At 67.1% G+C, this 16,478-nt stretch carries 14 protein-coding genes; 7 read left to right on the forward strand and 7 right to left on the reverse strand.

The features are described 5' to 3' along the window. Positions 1–103 precede the first annotated feature (103 nt). Complete coding sequence (locus tag EJO71_RS16235) at positions 104–1,360, reverse strand: MFS transporter (RefSeq protein ID WP_125950032.1); 1,257 nt, start codon at positions 1,358–1,360, stop codon at positions 104–106. A gap of 269 nt (positions 1,361–1,629) precedes the next feature. Here EJO71_RS16235 and EJO71_RS16240 point away from each other — a divergent pair, with 269 nt between their 5' ends. Further along, entirely contained in the window at positions 1,630–2,907 is a 1,278-nt protein-coding gene (locus EJO71_RS16240) for an ANTAR domain-containing protein (RefSeq protein ID WP_240651439.1), read from the forward strand. 28 nt (positions 2,908–2,935) lie between these two features. Here EJO71_RS16240 and EJO71_RS16245 read toward each other — a convergent pair whose 3' ends face one another. From EJO71_RS16245 to EJO71_RS16260, 4 genes are all read right to left on the reverse strand, one after another. Continuing rightward, on the reverse strand, positions 2,936–3,745 hold the full coding sequence (locus EJO71_RS16245; RefSeq protein ID WP_125950030.1) for an ABC transporter ATP-binding protein: 810 nt from the start codon (positions 3,743–3,745) through the stop codon (positions 2,936–2,938). Next, positions 3,742–4,671, reverse strand: coding sequence for a nitrate ABC transporter permease (gene ntrB, locus EJO71_RS16250; protein WP_125950029.1), 930 nt, complete (start codon positions 4,669–4,671; stop codon positions 3,742–3,744). Before ntrB ends, EJO71_RS16245 begins: the two co-directional genes overlap by 4 nt. Before the next feature lie 10 nt (positions 4,672–4,681). After that, positions 4,682–5,926, reverse strand: coding sequence for a CmpA/NrtA family ABC transporter substrate-binding protein (locus EJO71_RS16255; RefSeq protein ID WP_125950028.1), 1,245 nt, complete (start codon positions 5,924–5,926; stop codon positions 4,682–4,684). A 342-nt stretch (positions 5,927–6,268) separates the two neighbouring features. After that, the gene (locus EJO71_RS16260; RefSeq protein ID WP_125950027.1) at positions 6,269–7,534 is read right to left on the reverse strand and encodes a nitrate regulatory protein; all 1,266 of its coding nucleotides are present in this window, start codon (positions 7,532–7,534) and stop codon (positions 6,269–6,271) included. A 117-nt stretch (positions 7,535–7,651) separates the two neighbouring features. Between EJO71_RS16260 and tsaD the strand changes: the two genes are divergently transcribed. Further along, the gene (gene tsaD, locus EJO71_RS16265) at positions 7,652–8,713 is read left to right on the forward strand and encodes a tRNA (adenosine(37)-N6)-threonylcarbamoyltransferase complex transferase subunit TsaD (RefSeq protein WP_125950026.1); all 1,062 of its coding nucleotides are present in this window, start codon (positions 7,652–7,654) and stop codon (positions 8,711–8,713) included. Here the strand turns inward: tsaD and EJO71_RS16270 are convergent. Beyond that, complete coding sequence (locus EJO71_RS16270) at positions 8,649–9,407, reverse strand: alpha/beta fold hydrolase (RefSeq protein ID WP_125950025.1); 759 nt, start codon at positions 9,405–9,407, stop codon at positions 8,649–8,651. The two genes, tsaD and EJO71_RS16270, sit on opposite strands and share 65 nt — an antisense overlap. 189 nt (positions 9,408–9,596) lie before the next feature. After that, positions 9,597–9,968, reverse strand: a complete 372-nt coding sequence (locus tag EJO71_RS16275; RefSeq protein ID WP_125950024.1) for an Hsp20/alpha crystallin family protein — start codon at positions 9,966–9,968, stop codon at positions 9,597–9,599. Between the two features lie 124 nt (positions 9,969–10,092). Between EJO71_RS16275 and EJO71_RS16280 the strand changes: the two genes are divergently transcribed. The 5 genes from EJO71_RS16280 to pnp all read left to right on the forward strand — a co-directional run bounded on the left by EJO71_RS16280 (position 10,093) and on the right by pnp (position 16,443). Next, on the forward strand, positions 10,093–11,373 hold the full coding sequence (locus EJO71_RS16280) for a branched-chain amino acid ABC transporter substrate-binding protein (protein ID WP_125950023.1): 1,281 nt from the start codon (positions 10,093–10,095) through the stop codon (positions 11,371–11,373). A 24-nt stretch (positions 11,374–11,397) separates the two neighbouring features. Further along, the gene (locus EJO71_RS16285; RefSeq protein WP_125950022.1) at positions 11,398–12,573 is read left to right on the forward strand and encodes a pyridoxal phosphate-dependent aminotransferase; all 1,176 of its coding nucleotides are present in this window, start codon (positions 11,398–11,400) and stop codon (positions 12,571–12,573) included. A 78-nt stretch (positions 12,574–12,651) separates the two neighbouring features. Beyond that, positions 12,652–13,587 carry a DMT family transporter gene (locus tag EJO71_RS16290; RefSeq protein ID WP_125950021.1) on the forward strand — a complete coding sequence of 312 codons (936 nt, stop codon included), beginning with the start codon at positions 12,652–12,654 and terminating at the stop codon, positions 13,585–13,587. Between the two features lie 88 nt (positions 13,588–13,675). Continuing rightward, positions 13,676–13,942 carry a 30S ribosomal protein S15 gene (gene rpsO / locus EJO71_RS16295; RefSeq protein WP_007837783.1) on the forward strand — a complete coding sequence of 89 codons (267 nt, stop codon included), beginning with the start codon at positions 13,676–13,678 and terminating at the stop codon, positions 13,940–13,942. Positions 13,943–14,148: 206 nt separating this feature from the next. Further along, positions 14,149–16,443 carry a polyribonucleotide nucleotidyltransferase gene (gene pnp, locus EJO71_RS16300; RefSeq protein ID WP_125950020.1) on the forward strand — a complete coding sequence of 765 codons (2,295 nt, stop codon included), beginning with the start codon at positions 14,149–14,151 and terminating at the stop codon, positions 16,441–16,443. The last annotated feature ends 35 nt before the right edge of the window (positions 16,444–16,478 follow it).

Below are 16,478 nucleotides of genomic sequence, written 5' to 3' on the forward strand. Positions count from 1 at the left end.
AGGCTTGCCCACTGCGTGTGGCCGCCACCCCCCTCGCCGGGGGCAACACCGGTGGCCCGGCAAAGCCGGTTCCACGGTGTTCCTGGCATAGGGGCACGCGGATTCATGCGGAGCGCCTCGCAGGTTGCGAACCGGGCCTGTGCGCCGGAGCGACGCGCGCACGGCCACCCTTCTCGGCCCAGGTGCGGGTCCAGCGGATCTGCATCACGCGCATCACGCCCAGCATCACCAGCGACAGCGCCGCGAAGAAGACGAAGCCCCAGAGGTAGCTGCCCAGGTACTGCTTCGACAGGCCCATGGCGTTGGGCACGAGGCCGCCGCCCAGCGCGCCGATCTCGCCGATCATCGAGCCGGCCACCGCCGTGCTCGCGGGCCAGCGCAGCGGCACCAGCTGGAACAGCGCGCCGTTGCCCGCGCCCAGCGCGGCGAAGCACACGATGAGCACCAGCGTGGTGACGGTCAGCGAGCCTGAAGAAAAACCCACCAGCACGAGGCTCACGGCCACTACCAGCAGCACCACGGTGAGCGTGTTGACGCCGCCCCAGCGGTCGGAGATCCAGCCGCCCACGATGCGCACCGCCGCGCCCATGAAGGCCGCGAGCATGGTCAGCTGGCCCGCCTGCACCTTGCTCACGCCGAACTGGTCGTAGTAGTACGAGGGCAGGAAGGTCGTGAGGCCGATGAAGCCGCCGAAGGTCACGCCGTAGATCAGGCTGAACACCCAGCCGTCCTTCTCGAACAGGCAGGCGATGTGCTCGCGGAAGCTCGAATGGGCGTTCACATCCGGCGGCTCCTTGGCGAAGAGCACCATCACCACCATCGGGATGAGGATGGCGATGGCGGCCACGCCGTACACCGCCTGCCAGCCCAGCCAGTTCGCCAGCGGCGGCGCCACCAGCACCGACACGGCCGTGCCCACGTTGCCCGCGCCCACCAGGCCCATGGCCAGGCCCTTGTGCTGCGGCGGGAACCAGCCCGAGCCCAGCGACAGCGCCACGCCGAAGCTCGCGCCCGCGATGCCCAGCAGCACGCCCATGGCGAGCAGGTCGTTGAAGCTCTTGACGAAGAAGAAGCCGAAGAGCATCGCCACCGCGATCAGCGCCATCTCGACCAGCGTGGCCTTCTTGCGGCCGATGTACTGCGAGAGGATGCCCAGCGGAAAGCGCATGAGTGCGCCCGCGATGATCGGCACCGACAGCATCAGGCCCTTCTGCGCCGGCGAGAGGTTGAAGGTCTCGCCGATGAAGGGCGCCATGGCGCCGTTCAGCACCCAGATGCAGCAGGAGAACGAGAAGTACAGGAAGGCCGCGAACAGTGTCGGACTGTGGCCTGACTGCAAGAAATTCCTGAAACCGGACATGGCGTTCAAAGATGCGAAAAGCCGCGGCGCGACCCTGGAGAGGTCGTGTCGACGGACGGGGTTGGGGGCGGAGTGCCGGCAGCGGACGCTGTCGGCGTGGAGGTGCGCGCGGCCTGTGCAAGACCGAGCCGGATGCAGGAGCCTGCAGCCTCTTCACCAAAGCGGTGCTTCGTTACACCGCGCCCTGTTTCATGCAAGAGGCGTGCCCGCGGGTTCGCGCTGGCGTGGCCTATGCTCGCGGTGCGTTCCCACACCGCTTTCCCACGAAGATGTCGCTTCTTGTTGTCCTGCCCGATGAACCCGCCGGCCTCGTGCTGCCAGAGGCGCTTGCGCAGGCGCTGTCCGGCGCCGGGCTCGAGGTGCTGGGCCTTGCGGACTGCGGCGGCTTCGCGCGGCAGGTCGAGGCGCTGGCTCCCCGGCAGGCGCTGATCTGGTTGCCCGTGGTTACGCCTGCGTTGCTCGATGCCTTGCGAGCATGGTCCGGCCTGCCGCCGTGCGCGCTGAGCCTTGCCAGCGCGCCATTGAGCGGTGCCCAGCACGAAGAACTGGTCGGGCTCGGCGTCGATGCGTGGATGCAGATCGACGCCTTCGATGCCGGATCGATCGCCGCTTTGACCGCCCGCGCCCAAGCTCGCTGGCAGCGCGAGGCCGCCCTGCGCACCGAACTGGAGAGCCTGCGCACCCGCATGGACGAACGCAAGTGGGTCGACCGCGCCAAGGGCCTGCTGATGTCCGCGCGCGGCATCGGAGAGGACGAGGCCTTCGGGTTGCTGCGTGGCGCCGCGATGCATGCCAACCTGCGGCTTGGCGAGGTGTCGCGCTCGGTCATCGAGGCGGCGCAGTGGGCCGATGCGATCAACCGCGCCGGGCAGCTGCGCATGCTCTCGCAGCGGCTGGTGCGCGTGGCTGCGCAACTGCTGGGCGGCATCGATGCGCAGCGGGCGAGGGTGCTGCGCACGCAGTCGGCCGAGCGGGTGCAGCAGAACCTCGATCACCTGGCGACCCTCGGGCTCGGTGCGGCTGGTGCGCAGGCGCTCGAGGAAGCGCAAGCGGCATGGAGCGGGCTCGCCGCCGCGCTGACGGCACGGCCCACGGCGGAAGGGCTGGCCGACATCGACCGGCGCGCCGACGTGCTGCTGGCCGCCGCCGAAGCCCTGACCGAGGCGCTCGAAACCTCGGGGGCGCGGCGCGCGCTGCGCATCGTCAACATCTGCGGGCGGCAGCGCATGCGTGCGCAGCGGCTGGCCAAGGACGCGCTGCTGGCCGCCGCGCTGAAAGAGAAAGCCGCGAACGCGCGGTTGGTGCCGACCATGGCCGAGTTCGAGGCCGCGTTGCTCGAACTGGAGCACGCGCCGCTCAGCACCACCGAGATCCGCGCCGCGCTGGCCAGCGCCCGCGACGAATGGCTGCGGCTGGTCGGCGGCGTGCAGGCACTCGACAGCGCCGACGGCCGCGCCACGCTGGTGCGTTCCAGCGAGGTGCTGGTCGACACCTTCGAGCGCCTTACGGCGTCGTACGAGCACAGCCTCCAGGTCATCATGTCTTGACGCCGTTGGTGCTGGCGCGCGTACAGCGTCAGGCCGCGACCTTCTCCACGTGCGTCTGGCGCGTGTAGAGGAAGTCGATCACCGCCTTGCGGGCGTGCACGTAGACCGGATCCTCGGCCAGCTCGACACGGTTGCGCGGGCGCGGAATGTCCACCGAAAGCACCTCGCCGATGGTGGCTGCCGGCCCGTTGGTCAGCATCACGATGCGGTCGCTCAGCAGCACGGCCTCGTCGACGTCGTGCGTGACCATGACGACAGTGCTGTGCGTCTTCTGCACGATGGCCAGCAGCTCGTCCTGCAGCTTGGCGCGGGTGAGTGCGTCGAGCGCGCCGAAGGGCTCGTCCATCAGCAGCACCTTGGGTTCCATCGACAGCGCGCGCGCAATGCCCACGCGCTGCTTCATGCCGCCGGAGATTTCGCCGGGGCGCTTCTGCGCGGCGGGCGTGAGGCCGACCAGCGCCAGCGCGGCGTCGGTGCGAGCACGAAGCTGCGCCTTGCTCTCGGTGGCCGCGAACACGCGCTCGACCGCGAGGTAGACGTTCTCGAAGCAGGTGAGCCAGGGCAACAGCGAGTGGTTCTGGAACACCACCGCGCGCTCGGGGCCGGGGCCCTTGATCTCCTTGTTGGCGCACAACAGCGAGCCTTCGGTGGGCGTGGTGAGCCCGGCGATCAGGTTCAGCAGCGTCGACTTGCCGCAGCCCGAGTGGCCGATGAGCGTGATGAACTCGCCCTTGGCCACGTTCAGGTTCACGTCGCGCAGTGCGACGAAGCGGCCCTTGGGCGTCTTGAAAGCCTGCTCGACGCCGTGGATCTCGATGTACTTGCTGTCGTCGGTCATGACTTCACCTCTTCGAACGTGAATGCCGTTGCCAGCTTGATGAGCGCGAACTCCAGCACCAGCCCCACGATGCCGATCACGAAGATCGCGATGATGATGTTGGCGACGTTGAGGTTGTTCCACTCGTCCCACACCCAGAAGCCGATGCCGACGCCGCCGGTGAGCATCTCGGCCGCCACGATCACCAGCCAGGCGGTGCCCACGGCCAGCCGCACGCCGGTCAGCATGTAGGGCAGCACGGCGGGGAAGAGGATCTTGGTGAGGATCTTCCATTCGCTGAGGTTCAGCACCTTGGCCACGTTCATGTAGTCGGTGGGCACGCGCTGCACGCCCACGGCGGTGTTGATGACCATCGGCCAGATCGAGCAGATGAAGATGGTCCAGATGGCCGCCGGGTTGGCGCCCTTGAACACCAGCAGGCCGATGGGCAGCCAGGCCAGCGGCGACACGGGGCGCAGCAGGCTGATCAGCGGATTGAACATGCGCGAGAGGAACTCGAAGCGTCCGATGGCGAAGCCGGCCGGAATGCCGACCAGCGCCGCGAGCCCGAAACCCAGCGCCACGCGCTGCAGCGACGAGAGCACGTTCCAGCCCACGCCCTGGTCGTTGGGGCCCTTGCTGTAGAACGGGTCGCTGAACACCGTCACGGCCTGCTGCCAGGTGGCTGCGGGCGTGGGGAAGCCGGTGGTGCTCTTCATGGCCACCACCTCCCAGATCAGCAGCAGCAGGCCGAAGCCGGCGAGCGGCGGCAGCACGCACATCCAGAAGGCGCGCAGGTCGATGGGTGTGCGCGTCCGCGGCTCGGGTGCCGGGGCGGGCGTGGGCTGGGGGGCGGCCGCAACAGGGGCTGCCGGCCTGGCCGCGACGGAAGGGGCCACCTGTGCGGCGGCTACCTCCAGCGGTGAGTGAAAGACTGCGCTGACCATGGTGTTCTCCCTATGCATGGAGCTTGAACGACTCGGCGTACTTCTTCGGGTCCTTGCCGTCCCAGACCGAGCCGTCGAACAGCTTGCTGGTGCGCATGACTTCCTTGGGCACCGGCGTCTGCGTGGCGGCGGCGGCCTGCTTGTAGATGTCGATGCGGTTGATCTCGGTGGCCACCTTCAGGTAGTCGGGGTGCTCCTTCAGCAGGCCCCAGCGCTTGTGCTGCGTGAGGAACCACATGCCGTCAGACAGGTACGGGAAGGTCACGGCACCGCCGTTGTAGAACTTCATGTGGTTGGGGTCGTCCCAGCTCTTGCCGAGGCCGTTGGTGTAGCGGCCCAGGATGCGCTGGTTGATGGCGTCCACGCTGGTGTTGACGTAGCTCTTGTCGGCGATGGTCTCGGCCATCTTGTTCTTGTTCTGCAGGCCGGCGTCGATCCACTTGCTGGCCTCGAGGATGGCGGCGGTCACGGCGCGTGCGGTGTTCGGGTACTTCTTCGCGAACTCGGCCGTGGTGCCGAGCACCTTCTCGGGGTGGTCCTTCCAGATGTCCTGCGTGGTGATGGCCGTGATGCCGATGCCGTCCATGATGGCGCGCTGGCCCCAGGGCTCGCCCACGCAGTAGCCGTCCATGTTGCCCACGCGCATGTTGGCCACCATCTGGGGAGGCGGCACGGTGATGTTCTTCACGTCCTTGAACGGGTCGATGCCGGCCGACGCGAGCCAGTAGTAGAGCCACATGGCGTGCGTGCCGGTGGGGAAGGTCTGCGCGAAGGTGTATTCGCGCTTCTCGCTGGCGATGAGCTTGGCGAGCGAGGCCGCATCGACCGCGCCCTTGTCTGCGAGCTTCTTCGACAGCGTGATGGCCTGGCCGTTGTTGTTGAGGGTCATGAGCACGGCCATGTCCTTCTTCGGGCCGCTCAGGCCGAGGTGCATGCCGTAGACCAGGCCGTAGAGCACGTGGGCGAAATCCAGCTCGCCGTTGGCCAGCTTGTCGCGCACGCCGGCCCAGCTGGCTTCCTTGCTGGGCACGATCTTCACGCCGTACTTCTTGTCGATGCCCAGCACCGAGGCCATCACCACGCTGGCGCAGTCGGTCAGCGGGATGAAGCCGATCTTCACTTCTTCCTTCTCGGGCTTGTCCGAGCCCTGGGCCCAGACGGCCGCGCGCAGGGCGGGATCGATGCCCACTGCGCCGATGGCTGCGGCTTGCAGGACGCGGCGTCGGCTGAGGCGGGTTTTGAGCAGGTCGGTCATGGGGCGGGGCTCCGGTTGAAGACAAACAACAAACAAGAAATGCAAAAACGAAAAGGCGTCCGCACCGCGCAGGGGCTGCTCGAAAACGAGCCCTTGCGGGATGGGGACGCCTTTGTCCGGTTCGGTGGGAGACACCCGCCGTTGGGTGCCGCCTGCCTGAAGGCCCATCGAGGGCCTGTGAACTTGTTGCTTGCAAGCGGTGTGCCAGCTCTGCGATATACCGGCTGCTATCAGGAAAGTAGCTGGATGCGGCAGGGCTTCGCGGGTGAAGGACCGATCGGGCCGGCAGGTGCCGATGGCACGGTTGTTGTGCGGTGCACCAAGTTGAACGGCGCGGCCGCCTCAACGCGGCGGTGCGCGGTCGAGCATGGGCAGGTAGTCGGCCATCGCCAGCATCGACTCGGCCACGTCGACCAGGCGGCGCTTCTGGTTCATGGCGGTCTGCCGCAGCATCTTGTGGGCTTCTTCCTCGCTGAGGCGGCGATGCGCCATCAGCAGGCCCTTGGCGCGCTCGACGATCTTGCGTTCGTTGAGCGAGGCGCGCACGGTCTCGAGCTCGTCGCTCATGGCCTGCAGGCGGTGCGACTGCTCCTGGACCATGTCGAGCACCGAGCGCTCGAGGTGGCGGCCGAACTGGGCGGGCGCGGCCGCCTGCGCGTCGGCATCGTCGAAGAAGAGGGCGCCGGCCTGCGGCGTCAGCGTGTCGAGCAGCTGCCGGTATTCGCGCAACTCGCTGCGGGCCTGCGCGGTCTTGTGCTCGCACAGCGCGCGCAGGTCGGCGGCCAGGCGGTCCTCGACGGTCTTCATGGCGTCGATGCGGCGGGTGCAGCAGTCGAACCAGGCCTGGCTGAGCGGCACGTCGGCCGGCGCGGAGACGGTGCCGCGCCGGCGGATGCGCTCGAGCTCGGCCACTTCGGTGTCGGGCTGGCTTTCGCGCCAGAGCGCGAGCACGGCCTCGCCCGAGAAATCGGTGAACACCTGGAAGCAGCGCTCCTGCGATTCGATGAGGTGCAGCCATTGCAGGCGCTGCGCGTCTTCGCTGCGGCCCAGGGCGAGCGTGGCGGCACCGAAGGCGCGCTCCTGGCCGGCGAACTCCTTGCCCTGCATGAAGTTGAACATCGCGACCAGCAGGCGCGAGATCTCGGGGTCGGTGGCGCCGTCGGCCGCCTCGAACACCACCGAGAGCAGGCCGGCGACGAGCTTGGCGAAGGCAGCGGTCGACTGCGCCGGCTTCAGCTCGAACGCATCGATCCGGCGGCGCAGGCCGGGCAGGGCGTCCAGGCCCGGCAGCACCCAGGCGATTCGGCTGAACAGGCGTGCGTTGTTGCCCGCGTCCGAGCCGCGGTGGTAGTTGTCGGCCTCGAGCTGGTCGAAGCAGGTGCGGACCTCCTGCTCGAGCGCCATGCATTCGGCGATCTGCGGGCCGCGCTGGTCGGCGAAGCGGCCGCCGCGCGAGGTGAGGAACATGTTCGACATGCCGCGCTCGCGCTGCAGCGCGTGAACCAGCCGGCCGATCACGCCCACCAGCTCGCTGGTGCGGGCGAGCCGGTCCAGCTCGTCGATTTCGCAGCGGCGGGCAGCGATGAGGAAGCTCAGTCCGGATTTCATGGTGGGGGCGCGGGGCTCTGGCTCCGTCACTGCAACATCCGTGCCTCGGGACGCGGAAATCGTCGTCGCTTGCCCCTTCGCGGGCGCCGGCAGGGGGTGCCGCCTACACTCGGCGGCATGCTCTTGTTGGGAATCGAATCATCCTGCGACGAAACCGGCGTGGCGCTGGTCGAGTCGCAAGGCGACGCGCTGCCGCTGCTGCGTTCGCACGCATTGCACAGCCAGATCGCCATGCACCAGGCCTACGGCGGCGTGGTGCCCGAACTGGCGAGCCGCGACCACATCCGTCGCGTGCTGCCGCTGACCGAGGCCGTCATGGCCGAAGCAGGGCGCTCGCTCGAAGAGATCGACGTGGTGGCCTATACGCGCGGGCCCGGGCTGGCGGGCGCTCTGCTGGTGGGCGCCGGCGTGGCCTGCGCGCTGGGCGTTGCGCTGGGCAAGCCGGTGCTTGGAGTGCATCACCTCGAAGGGCATCTGCTGTCGCCGTTCCTGAGCGCCGATCCGCCGGAGTTTCCGTTCGTCGCGCTGCTGGTTTCGGGCGGCCACACGCAGCTGATGCGCGTGGACGGCGTGGGCCGCTACGAGCTGCTTGGCGAGACCATCGACGATGCTGCTGGCGAAGCATTCGACAAGAGCGCCAAGCTCATGGGCCTGCCGTATCCCGGCGGGCCGTGGCTGGCGAAGCTGGCTGAAGGCGGCGATGCCGTGGCCTTCAAGCTGCCGCGTCCGCTGCTGCACAGCGGCGATCTCGATTTTTCCTTTGCCGGCTTGAAGACGGCCGTGCTCACGCAGGCCAAGAAGCTCGGCGACCAGCTCGAGGCCCGCAAGGCGGACCTGGCCGCGTCCACGCAGGCGGCCATCGTCGAGGTGCTGCTGAAGAAATCGCTTGCCGCGCTCGACCAGACCGGCCTCAAGCGGCTGGTGGTGGCCGGTGGGGTGGGGGCCAACAGGAGCCTGCGCGAGCAACTGAATGCCGCGTGTGCGAAGCGCAAGGTGCGCGTGCACTACCCCGAGCTGCACCTGTGCACCGACAACGGCGCCATGATCGCCATGGCCGCCGCGATGCGCCTGCAGTCGGGCCTGTCGCAGGCTAGCGAGCGCTATGCCTTCGACGTCAGGCCGCGATGGCCCATGGCGTCGCTTTCGCTGCCTGAGGCCGCGTTACCTGAGACTGCGTAATCGTTTGCTTTGACGGCCGGCCGATGGCTGGCAGCGGCAGCACGTCCAGCACGTTGCGCCAGAGCTGGCGCCATTGCGGCCAGTCGTGGCCACCCTCGATCGTGAAGACCTGCTCCGGCGGCAGCGCGTCGGCGAGCAGCTTGTGGTTGCTGGCGAAGCGGTCATCCAGGCCGAAGCCCAGGTAGAGCCGCGGCAGGTTCTTCGAAGGCTTGGCCGACAGGTACTGCTGGAAGAAGGGCCAGAGCTTGCGGTCGGGCTCCTCGTCGGGCTGGGGGCCGGTAGGCGCCTGCCAGGCGCGAAGGCCGCCGGCCTTCTTGATTTCCGCGCCGAGCACGCGGCGACCCAGGTAGGGTGCGAGGGCCACGATGCCGTCCACGGAGCCTGGCCGTGCCAGTTCGTGGATCAGCGCGCCGAAGCCGCCGATGGAAATGCCGACGAGCCAGATCGACTTGTAGCCCTTGGCGCGCTGCGGCTCGATCACTTCGGTGTGCAGGCGATCGCTCAGCGTCTGCTCGTAGTAGTAGGAGACGTCCGCGTCCACCAGCAGGGCGTCGGCCGCCAGGTGACGTTCGCGCACTGCGGCGATGAATCCCTCGCGTTCGAACTCGTCGGGCTTCAGATATGCCCCGGGGAGGAACACCAGGAGCGTGTCGGACTGTTCGTTGGGATTGGCGGGTTGAAGGTGCGTTTTCATGGTGCCTTTTGGGGGCACCCGAACCGCACCGTAGCTAGTTCAGTGCGTTTACAAGACGCCCACGAAGAAGAAAGTTCTAAGAAAACGTCACATCATGTGACGTTATCCAGCGCTATTGTGAATAAGGTGCTCGTTTAAAGTCAAAACGAGGCCTTAACTAACATTTTCCTCTTGTGGGCATAGGCCGAATTAGTTGATTTGCAACTGCGTGGCCTGGCTCACGGGCACCAGCTTGCCGAGCTTCAGCGTAAGCACGCCGTTCTCGAGTTTTGCTTCGCTCGCGGCCACGTCGATGTCCTGCGGCAGCTCGTAGGCGGCCTTGAACTGGCGCTTGGCTTCGGCCTTGCTGTCGATGCGCAGCACGGCGCCTTCGATGCTGATCGCGAGGTCTTCACGTGCGAAGCCCGGCACGTCGAGCGAGAGGGTCCAGCTCTTTTCGTCCTGCTCCACGAGGGGCGAGCGGCGGGTGCCGGCGAGGGCCTCCGCGGCGAAGCGCTCGAATGCGCGGTCATAGGCGCGGGGAGCAAAGCGGGCGGTGCGAAGGGTAGGGGCGAAAAACATGATGAAGAACTCCTGAATCAACACAATCGGGACAAGGAATGTGTGTCCCTTACACTGCGCGGCCGTTCAATCGTGAGTGCCGCTTGAGACCTCATCTAGGCGCAGCGGCACGCGTTTCAAGACAATGAATCCCCCCTTTAATTTGCGTCGCGAGGCCTTGAAATTCGCGGTGCTGGCGCTATGCGCGAAGCCCTTCGCGGCGCTCGCGCAAACGCCTCCGGCGCCCATCCGCCTGGCCCTCATCGAAAGCATGAGCGGCCCGTTCGCCAACACCGGCGAGGCTGTGTTCCGCAACCTGCTGTGGGCGGTGGAGCGTGTGAATGCGCGTGGCGGCGTCAAGCTGGCGGGTGGCGCGCGGCCCCTGCAGCTCGACCGCTACGACAGCAAGGGGCAGAACGAGGAAGCGCTTTCCGCGCTGCGTGCGGCGCTGGACGATGGCGCGCGCATCGTGCTGCAGGGCAACTCGTCGGCCACGGCCGCGGCGCTGGTCGATGCCATCGACAAGAACAACGAGCGCGATCCTTCGCGGCGCGCGATCTTCCTCAACTACGCGGCGGTCGATCCGTCGCTCACGAACGAGCGCTGCAGCTTCTGGCACTTCCGCTTCGACGCGCATGCCGACATGCGCATGGCCGCGCTGATGGACGTGGTGAGGGACGACGCGGCGCTCAAGCGCGTCTACCTGATCGGTCAGGACTACAGCTTCGGCCAGGCCGTGCTGCGCGAAGCGCGCCGGCAGCTCGGTGCGCAGCGGCCCGACGTGGAGATCGTCGGCGACGAACTCCATCCGATGGGCAAGGTGAAGGACTTCGCGCCATATGCCACCAAGATCATCGCGAGCGGCGCGCAAGCCGTCGTCACGGGCAACTGGGGCAACGACCTCACGCTGCTGGTGAAGGCCGCGCGCGAGGCGGGCTTCAACGGCAGCTTCTACACCTTCTACGGCAATGCGCTGGGCGCGCCGGCGGCCATCGGAGACGCGGGCATCGGGCGCGTGGTCGCGGTGGCCGACTGGCTGCCGAACGTGCAGACGGCCCAGTCCGAAGCCTTCTACCGGGCCTTCCGAACGCGCTTTCCGAAACCGGCCGACGACTATGTGCACATGCGGTTGCAGCTGATGATCGAGGCGCTGGTGCAGGCCATCGAGCGGGCGGGCAGCGCCGATGCGGTGCCGGTTGCGCGCGCGTTGGAGCAGGCCGACGTGAGCCTCTACGGCCAGCGCGGGCGCATGCGCGCGGCAGATCACCAGTTCCAGCAGCAGCTCGTGGTCGGCGTGATGGACAGGCAGGGCAAGCCGGGCGTGCAGTTCGACGTCGAGGGCTCCGGCTACGGCTTCCGCGTGGTCAAGACCATCGCCCCCGAACGCGCCGAACTGCCGACCTCGTGCAAGATGAAGAGACCTTGATGACGATGAACAGGACGATCAGACATGCGTGAAGCCATCCACAACCTGGAAGCCTCGAAGATCCGCGAAGTTGCCAACGCCGGCATGGGCCGCGACGACGTGCTGGCCTTCTGGTTCGGCGAGAGCGACGAAGTCACTCCCGAGGTGGTCCGCCAGGCGGCTATCGAATCGCTGCGACGCGGCGAGACCTTCTACGCCCACAACCTCGGTCTGCCCGAGCTGCGCGAAGCCATCGCGCGTTACACCAGCGGGCTGCATCCGAAGGTCGATGCATCGCGCATTGCAGTCACTTCGGGCGGCGTGAGCGCGCTGATGCTCGCGGTGCAGGCGCTGGTCGACGCGGGAGACGAGGTGGTCGCCGTGACGCCGGTGTGGCCCAACCTCACGGCGCAGCCCGCGATCATGGGTGCACGCGTGCGCACGCTGCCGCTGGTGCCGGTGAACGGCCAGTGGACGCTCGACCTGCAGGCGCTGCGCGCGGCCGTCACGTCGAAGACGAAGCTGCTGATCGTCAATGCGCCGAACAACCCCACGGGCTGGACCATGACCCGCGAGGAGCAGCAGGCCGTGCTCGACCATTGCCGCCAGACCGGCACCTGGATCCTGGCCGACGAGGTGTACGAGCGGCTCTACTTCGAGCCGACGCCCAACGCCTGCGCGCCGAGCTTCCTCGATATCTCGAAGCCCGCCGACCGCTTGGTTGTCACGCACAGCTTCTCCAAGAGCTTCCTGATGACCGGCTGGCGCCTGGGCTGGCTGGTGCTGCCGCCGTCGATGGTGGACGGCATCGGCAAGCTGATCGAGTTCAACACCTCGTGCGCCAGCGTGTTCACGCAGCGCGCCGCCATTGCAGCCATCGAGCACACGGCCGAGATCACGCCGCGGGTGGTGGCTCACCTGAAGCAGTGCCGCGACACGCTGGTGCCGTTGCTCGCGGCTCTGCCGGGTGTGCAGGTGGCTCCGGCCAAGGGCGGCATGTACGCCTTCTTCCGCCTCGAGGGCTTCGGCGATTCGCTCGAGGTGGCCAAGCGGCTGGTGGCCGAGGCGGGCCTCGGGCTCGCGCCGGGCAATGCCTTCGCGCCCGAGGCGCAGGGCTGGCTGCGCTGGTGCTTCGCGTCGAAAGACCCGCAGCGGCTGGTGAAGGGCGTGGAGCGGCTGCGCAACTGGCTGGCGGAGCAGCAGCAGTCCGGCAAGGGCTGAGTCGGCTGCAATTTCGTTCAATACGCGGCGCGCCCGGGCCGCGAAGCTAGGACTTTTCTCGAAAGCGGAAGGTCCTGGATGTCGCAACGGTTGAAGGGCATGGCGCTGTGTGCGCTGGCAATGGTCACGGTGGGTAGCACGGTGGTGGCCAGCAAGGTCATCGCGGGCGGGCTGCCGCCGTTCACCGCGACCGCACTGCGGTTCGCGATGGCGCTGCCGGTGTTCCTGGTGCTGATGCGGCTGACCCGCACGCAGTGGCCGCGGCCCGGCCGGCGCGATCTGGCGCTGCTGGTGTGCCAGGCGGGGCTGGGGAGCGTGGGCTACACCGTGCTGCTGATCCTCGGCGTGCGCTGGGCGCCGGCCGCCAGCGCGGGCGTGGTGGCGGGCACCTTGCCGGCGGTGGCGGCGCTGGTCGCGGTGATCGCGCTGCGCGAGCGGCCGGGGCGGTACCTGATCGGCAGCATCGTGCTGGCGACGGCGGGGGTGCTGGCGATCAGTTGGCCAGGGGCGGGGGCGGTTTCGGCGGGGGACTCAAAATCCCCCGCGGCGCTGGCCGGCAACCTGCTGGTACTGGGCGCGGTCATCTGCGAGGCGATGTTCATCCTGCTCAACAAGCGCCTGCGGGTGCCGGTGCGTCCACTGGCGCTGTCTACGCTGATGACGGCCTTCGGATTGCTGCTTTCAGTGGTGCCCGCCCTGTTCGAGCGGGCCTGGGAGCATCTCGTGCCGGTGGAGGCACTGGCCGGCGTGGCCTATTACGCCCTGGTGCCCACTGTGCTGGGCTTCGTGCTGTGGTTTGCCGGATCTTCCCGGCTGAACGGGGCCGAGGCGGCGCTCTTCACCGCCGTTCTGCCGGTCTCGGCGCTGGTGCTGGCGGCGCTCTGGCTGGGCGAAAGCATCAGCCTGGCGCAGATCGGCGGTGCGGCCTGCGTGCTGGGCGCCGTGGGGCTGGCTTCACTCGATGGAAGGCCCTCAAAGGGGCCTGAAAGCCCGATCAGGACGGTCGGGCTATAATTCCAAGGCTTTGCATGCCGCAAGGCGCACGGTGGGTGCAGTTCCAGCGCACACCGCAAGTCAAACATCCCGGAACAAGGAAATCAACATGATCGCAGCCTCCATCAAGGCCGAAGTTGTCAAGGACAACGCCCGCGCCGCCAACGACACCGGCAGCCCCGAAGTGCAAGTCGCACTGCTGACCGCCCGCATCAACGAGCTCACCCCTCACTTCAAGACGCACGCCAAGGACCACCACGGTCGTCGCGGCCTGCTGCGCATGGTGAGCCGCCGCCGCAAGCTCCTCGACTACCTCAAGTCCAAGGACGCCGACCGTTACACCGCGCTGATCGCCAAGCTGGGTCTGCGCAAGTAAATCGAATCGCATGAAAAAACGCCTGGGTTAGTCCGCTAGCTCAGGCGTTTTTTACTTCGCGATCCACTTTCGGAGTGCCCAAACAGAGCGAAGCTGTGTCATTCCAATGAAGTTCGCCCCGAGCTTCGCTGGAATGGCATCGTGTTCTGAGAAGCCTCCGTCACCTGCGGACTCCGTGTAGTTCGCTATCAAAACAGGAGCAAAACATGAGCCTCTTCAATAAAGTCACCAAGTCGTTCCAATGGGGCGACAAGACCGTCGTCATGGAAACGGGTGAAATCGCCCGCCAGGCCAGCGGCGCCGTGCTCGTCGACATCGACGGCACCGTCATCCTCGCGACCGTGGTCGCCTCCAAGTCGGCCAAGCCCGGCCAGGACTTCTTCCCGCTGACCGTCGACTACATCGAGAAGACCTACGCCGCCGGCAAGATCCCCGGCAGCTTCTTCAAGCGCGAAGCCAAGCCCAGCGAGCATGAAACGCTGACCAGCCGCCTGATCGACCGCCCGATCCGCCCGCTGTTCCCCGAAGGTTTCCTGAACGAAGTGCATGTGGTCATCCACACGATTTCGCTGAACCCCGAAGTCGACGCCGACATCGCCGCCATGATCGGCGTGAGCGCCGCGCTGTCGATCTCCGGCGTGCCGTTCAACGGCCCGATCGGTGCCGCCCGCGTGGGCTACATCAACGGCCAGTACGTGCTGAATCCAGGCCAGACTGCCCGCAAGGATTCGCAGATGGACCTCGTCGTCGCCGGCACGCAAGCCGCCGTGCTGATGGTCGAATCCGAAGCCCTGCAGCTCAGCGAAGAAATCATGCTGGGTGGCGTGGTGTTCGGCCACGAACAGGCCAACATCGCCATCAACGCGATCCATGAACTCGTGCGCGACGCCGGCAAGCCGGTGTGGGACTGGAAGGCCCCCGCCGAAGACGAAGCCTTCGTCGCCAAGGTCAAGGGCCTGGCCGAAGACAAGCTGCGCGCTGTGTACCAGATCCGCAGCAAGCAGGCCCGTACGCAAGCCCTGCGTGAAGCCAACGCCAGCGTGCTCGAGGCACTGAAGGCCGAAGGCGCCGAATTCGACGCCGGCAAGGTCAGCGACCTGCTGTTCGCCATCGAATCGAAGATCGTGCGCAGCCAGATCCTGTCGGGCGAGCCCCGCATCGATGGCCGCGACACGCGCACCGTGCGCCCCATCGAGATCCGCAACTCGGTGCTGCCCCGCACCCACGGCTCGGCCCTGTTCACGCGCGGTGAAACCCAGGCGCTGGTCATCACCACGCTCGGCACCGAGCGCGACGCACAGCGCATCGACGCGCTGGCCGGCGAGTACGAAGACCGCTTCCTGTTCCACTACAACATGCCTCCCTTTGCCACCGGCGAAGTGGGCCGCATGGGCTCGACCAAGCGCCGCGAAATCGGCCACGGCCGCCTGGCCAAGCGCGCACTCGTTGCCGTGCTGCCGAACAAGGAAGAGTTCCCGTACACGGTTCGCGTGGTGTCGGAAATCACCGAATCGAACGGCTCGTCGTCGATGGCTTCGGTGTGTGGCGGCTGCCTCTCGATGATGGACGCCGGTGTGCCCATGAAGGCGCACGTGGCCGGCATCGCCATGGGCCTGATCAAGGAAGACAACCGCTTCGCGGTGCTGACCGACATCCTGGGCGACGAAGATCACCTGGGCGACATGGACTTCAAGGTGGCCGGTACGACCAACGGCATCACCGCCTTGCAGATGGACATCAAGATCCAGGGCATCACCAAGGAAATCATGCAGGTCGCACTGGCGCAGGCCAAGGAAGCGCGCATGCACATCCTCGGCAAGATGCAGGAAGCGATGGGCGAAGCCAAGTCCGACGTGTCGCAGTTCGCGCCGCGCCTGACCACGCTGAAGATCAACCCCGAAAAGATCCGCGACGTGATCGGCAAGGGCGGCGCCGTCATCCGCGGCCTGCAGGAAGAAACCGGCACGACGATCAACATCGACGAAGACGGCACCATCACCATCGCTTCGACCGATCCGGAAAAGGCCGAGCTGGCCAAGAAGCGCATCGAGCAGATCACGGCCGAAGTCGAAATCGGCAAGGTCTACGAAGGCCCGGTCACGAAGATCCTGGACTTTGGCGCGCTCATCAACCTGCTGCCCGGCAAGGACGGCCTGCTGCACATCAGCCAGATCGCGCACGAACGCGTCGAGAAGGTGACCGACTATCTGAGCGAAGGCCAGATCGTGAAGGTCAAGGTCCTGGAAACGGACGAGAAGGGCCGCGTCAAGCTGTCCATGAAGGCCCTGACCGAGCGTCCGGCCGGCATGGAATACAGCGAGCGCCCGCCGCGCGAAGACCGCGGTGACCGTGGCGAGCGCCGCGAACGGGGTGACCGTGGTGACCGTGGTGGCGACCGTGGCGAGCGCGCACCGCGCTTCAACAACGAGCAACAGCAACAGCCGCGCAGCGAGGCTCCGGCCGGCGAGCAGCAGCAAGCTCCGCGCGAGCCTCAGGAGTAAGAAGGGCGCAGCGGTGGCTCTCGTGGCCGCCGTTG

Origin of the sequence: Variovorax sp. 679 (assembly GCF_003952185.1) — a bacterium.
In the GTDB taxonomy this organism is placed as follows: domain Bacteria; phylum Pseudomonadota; class Gammaproteobacteria; order Burkholderiales; family Burkholderiaceae_C; genus Variovorax.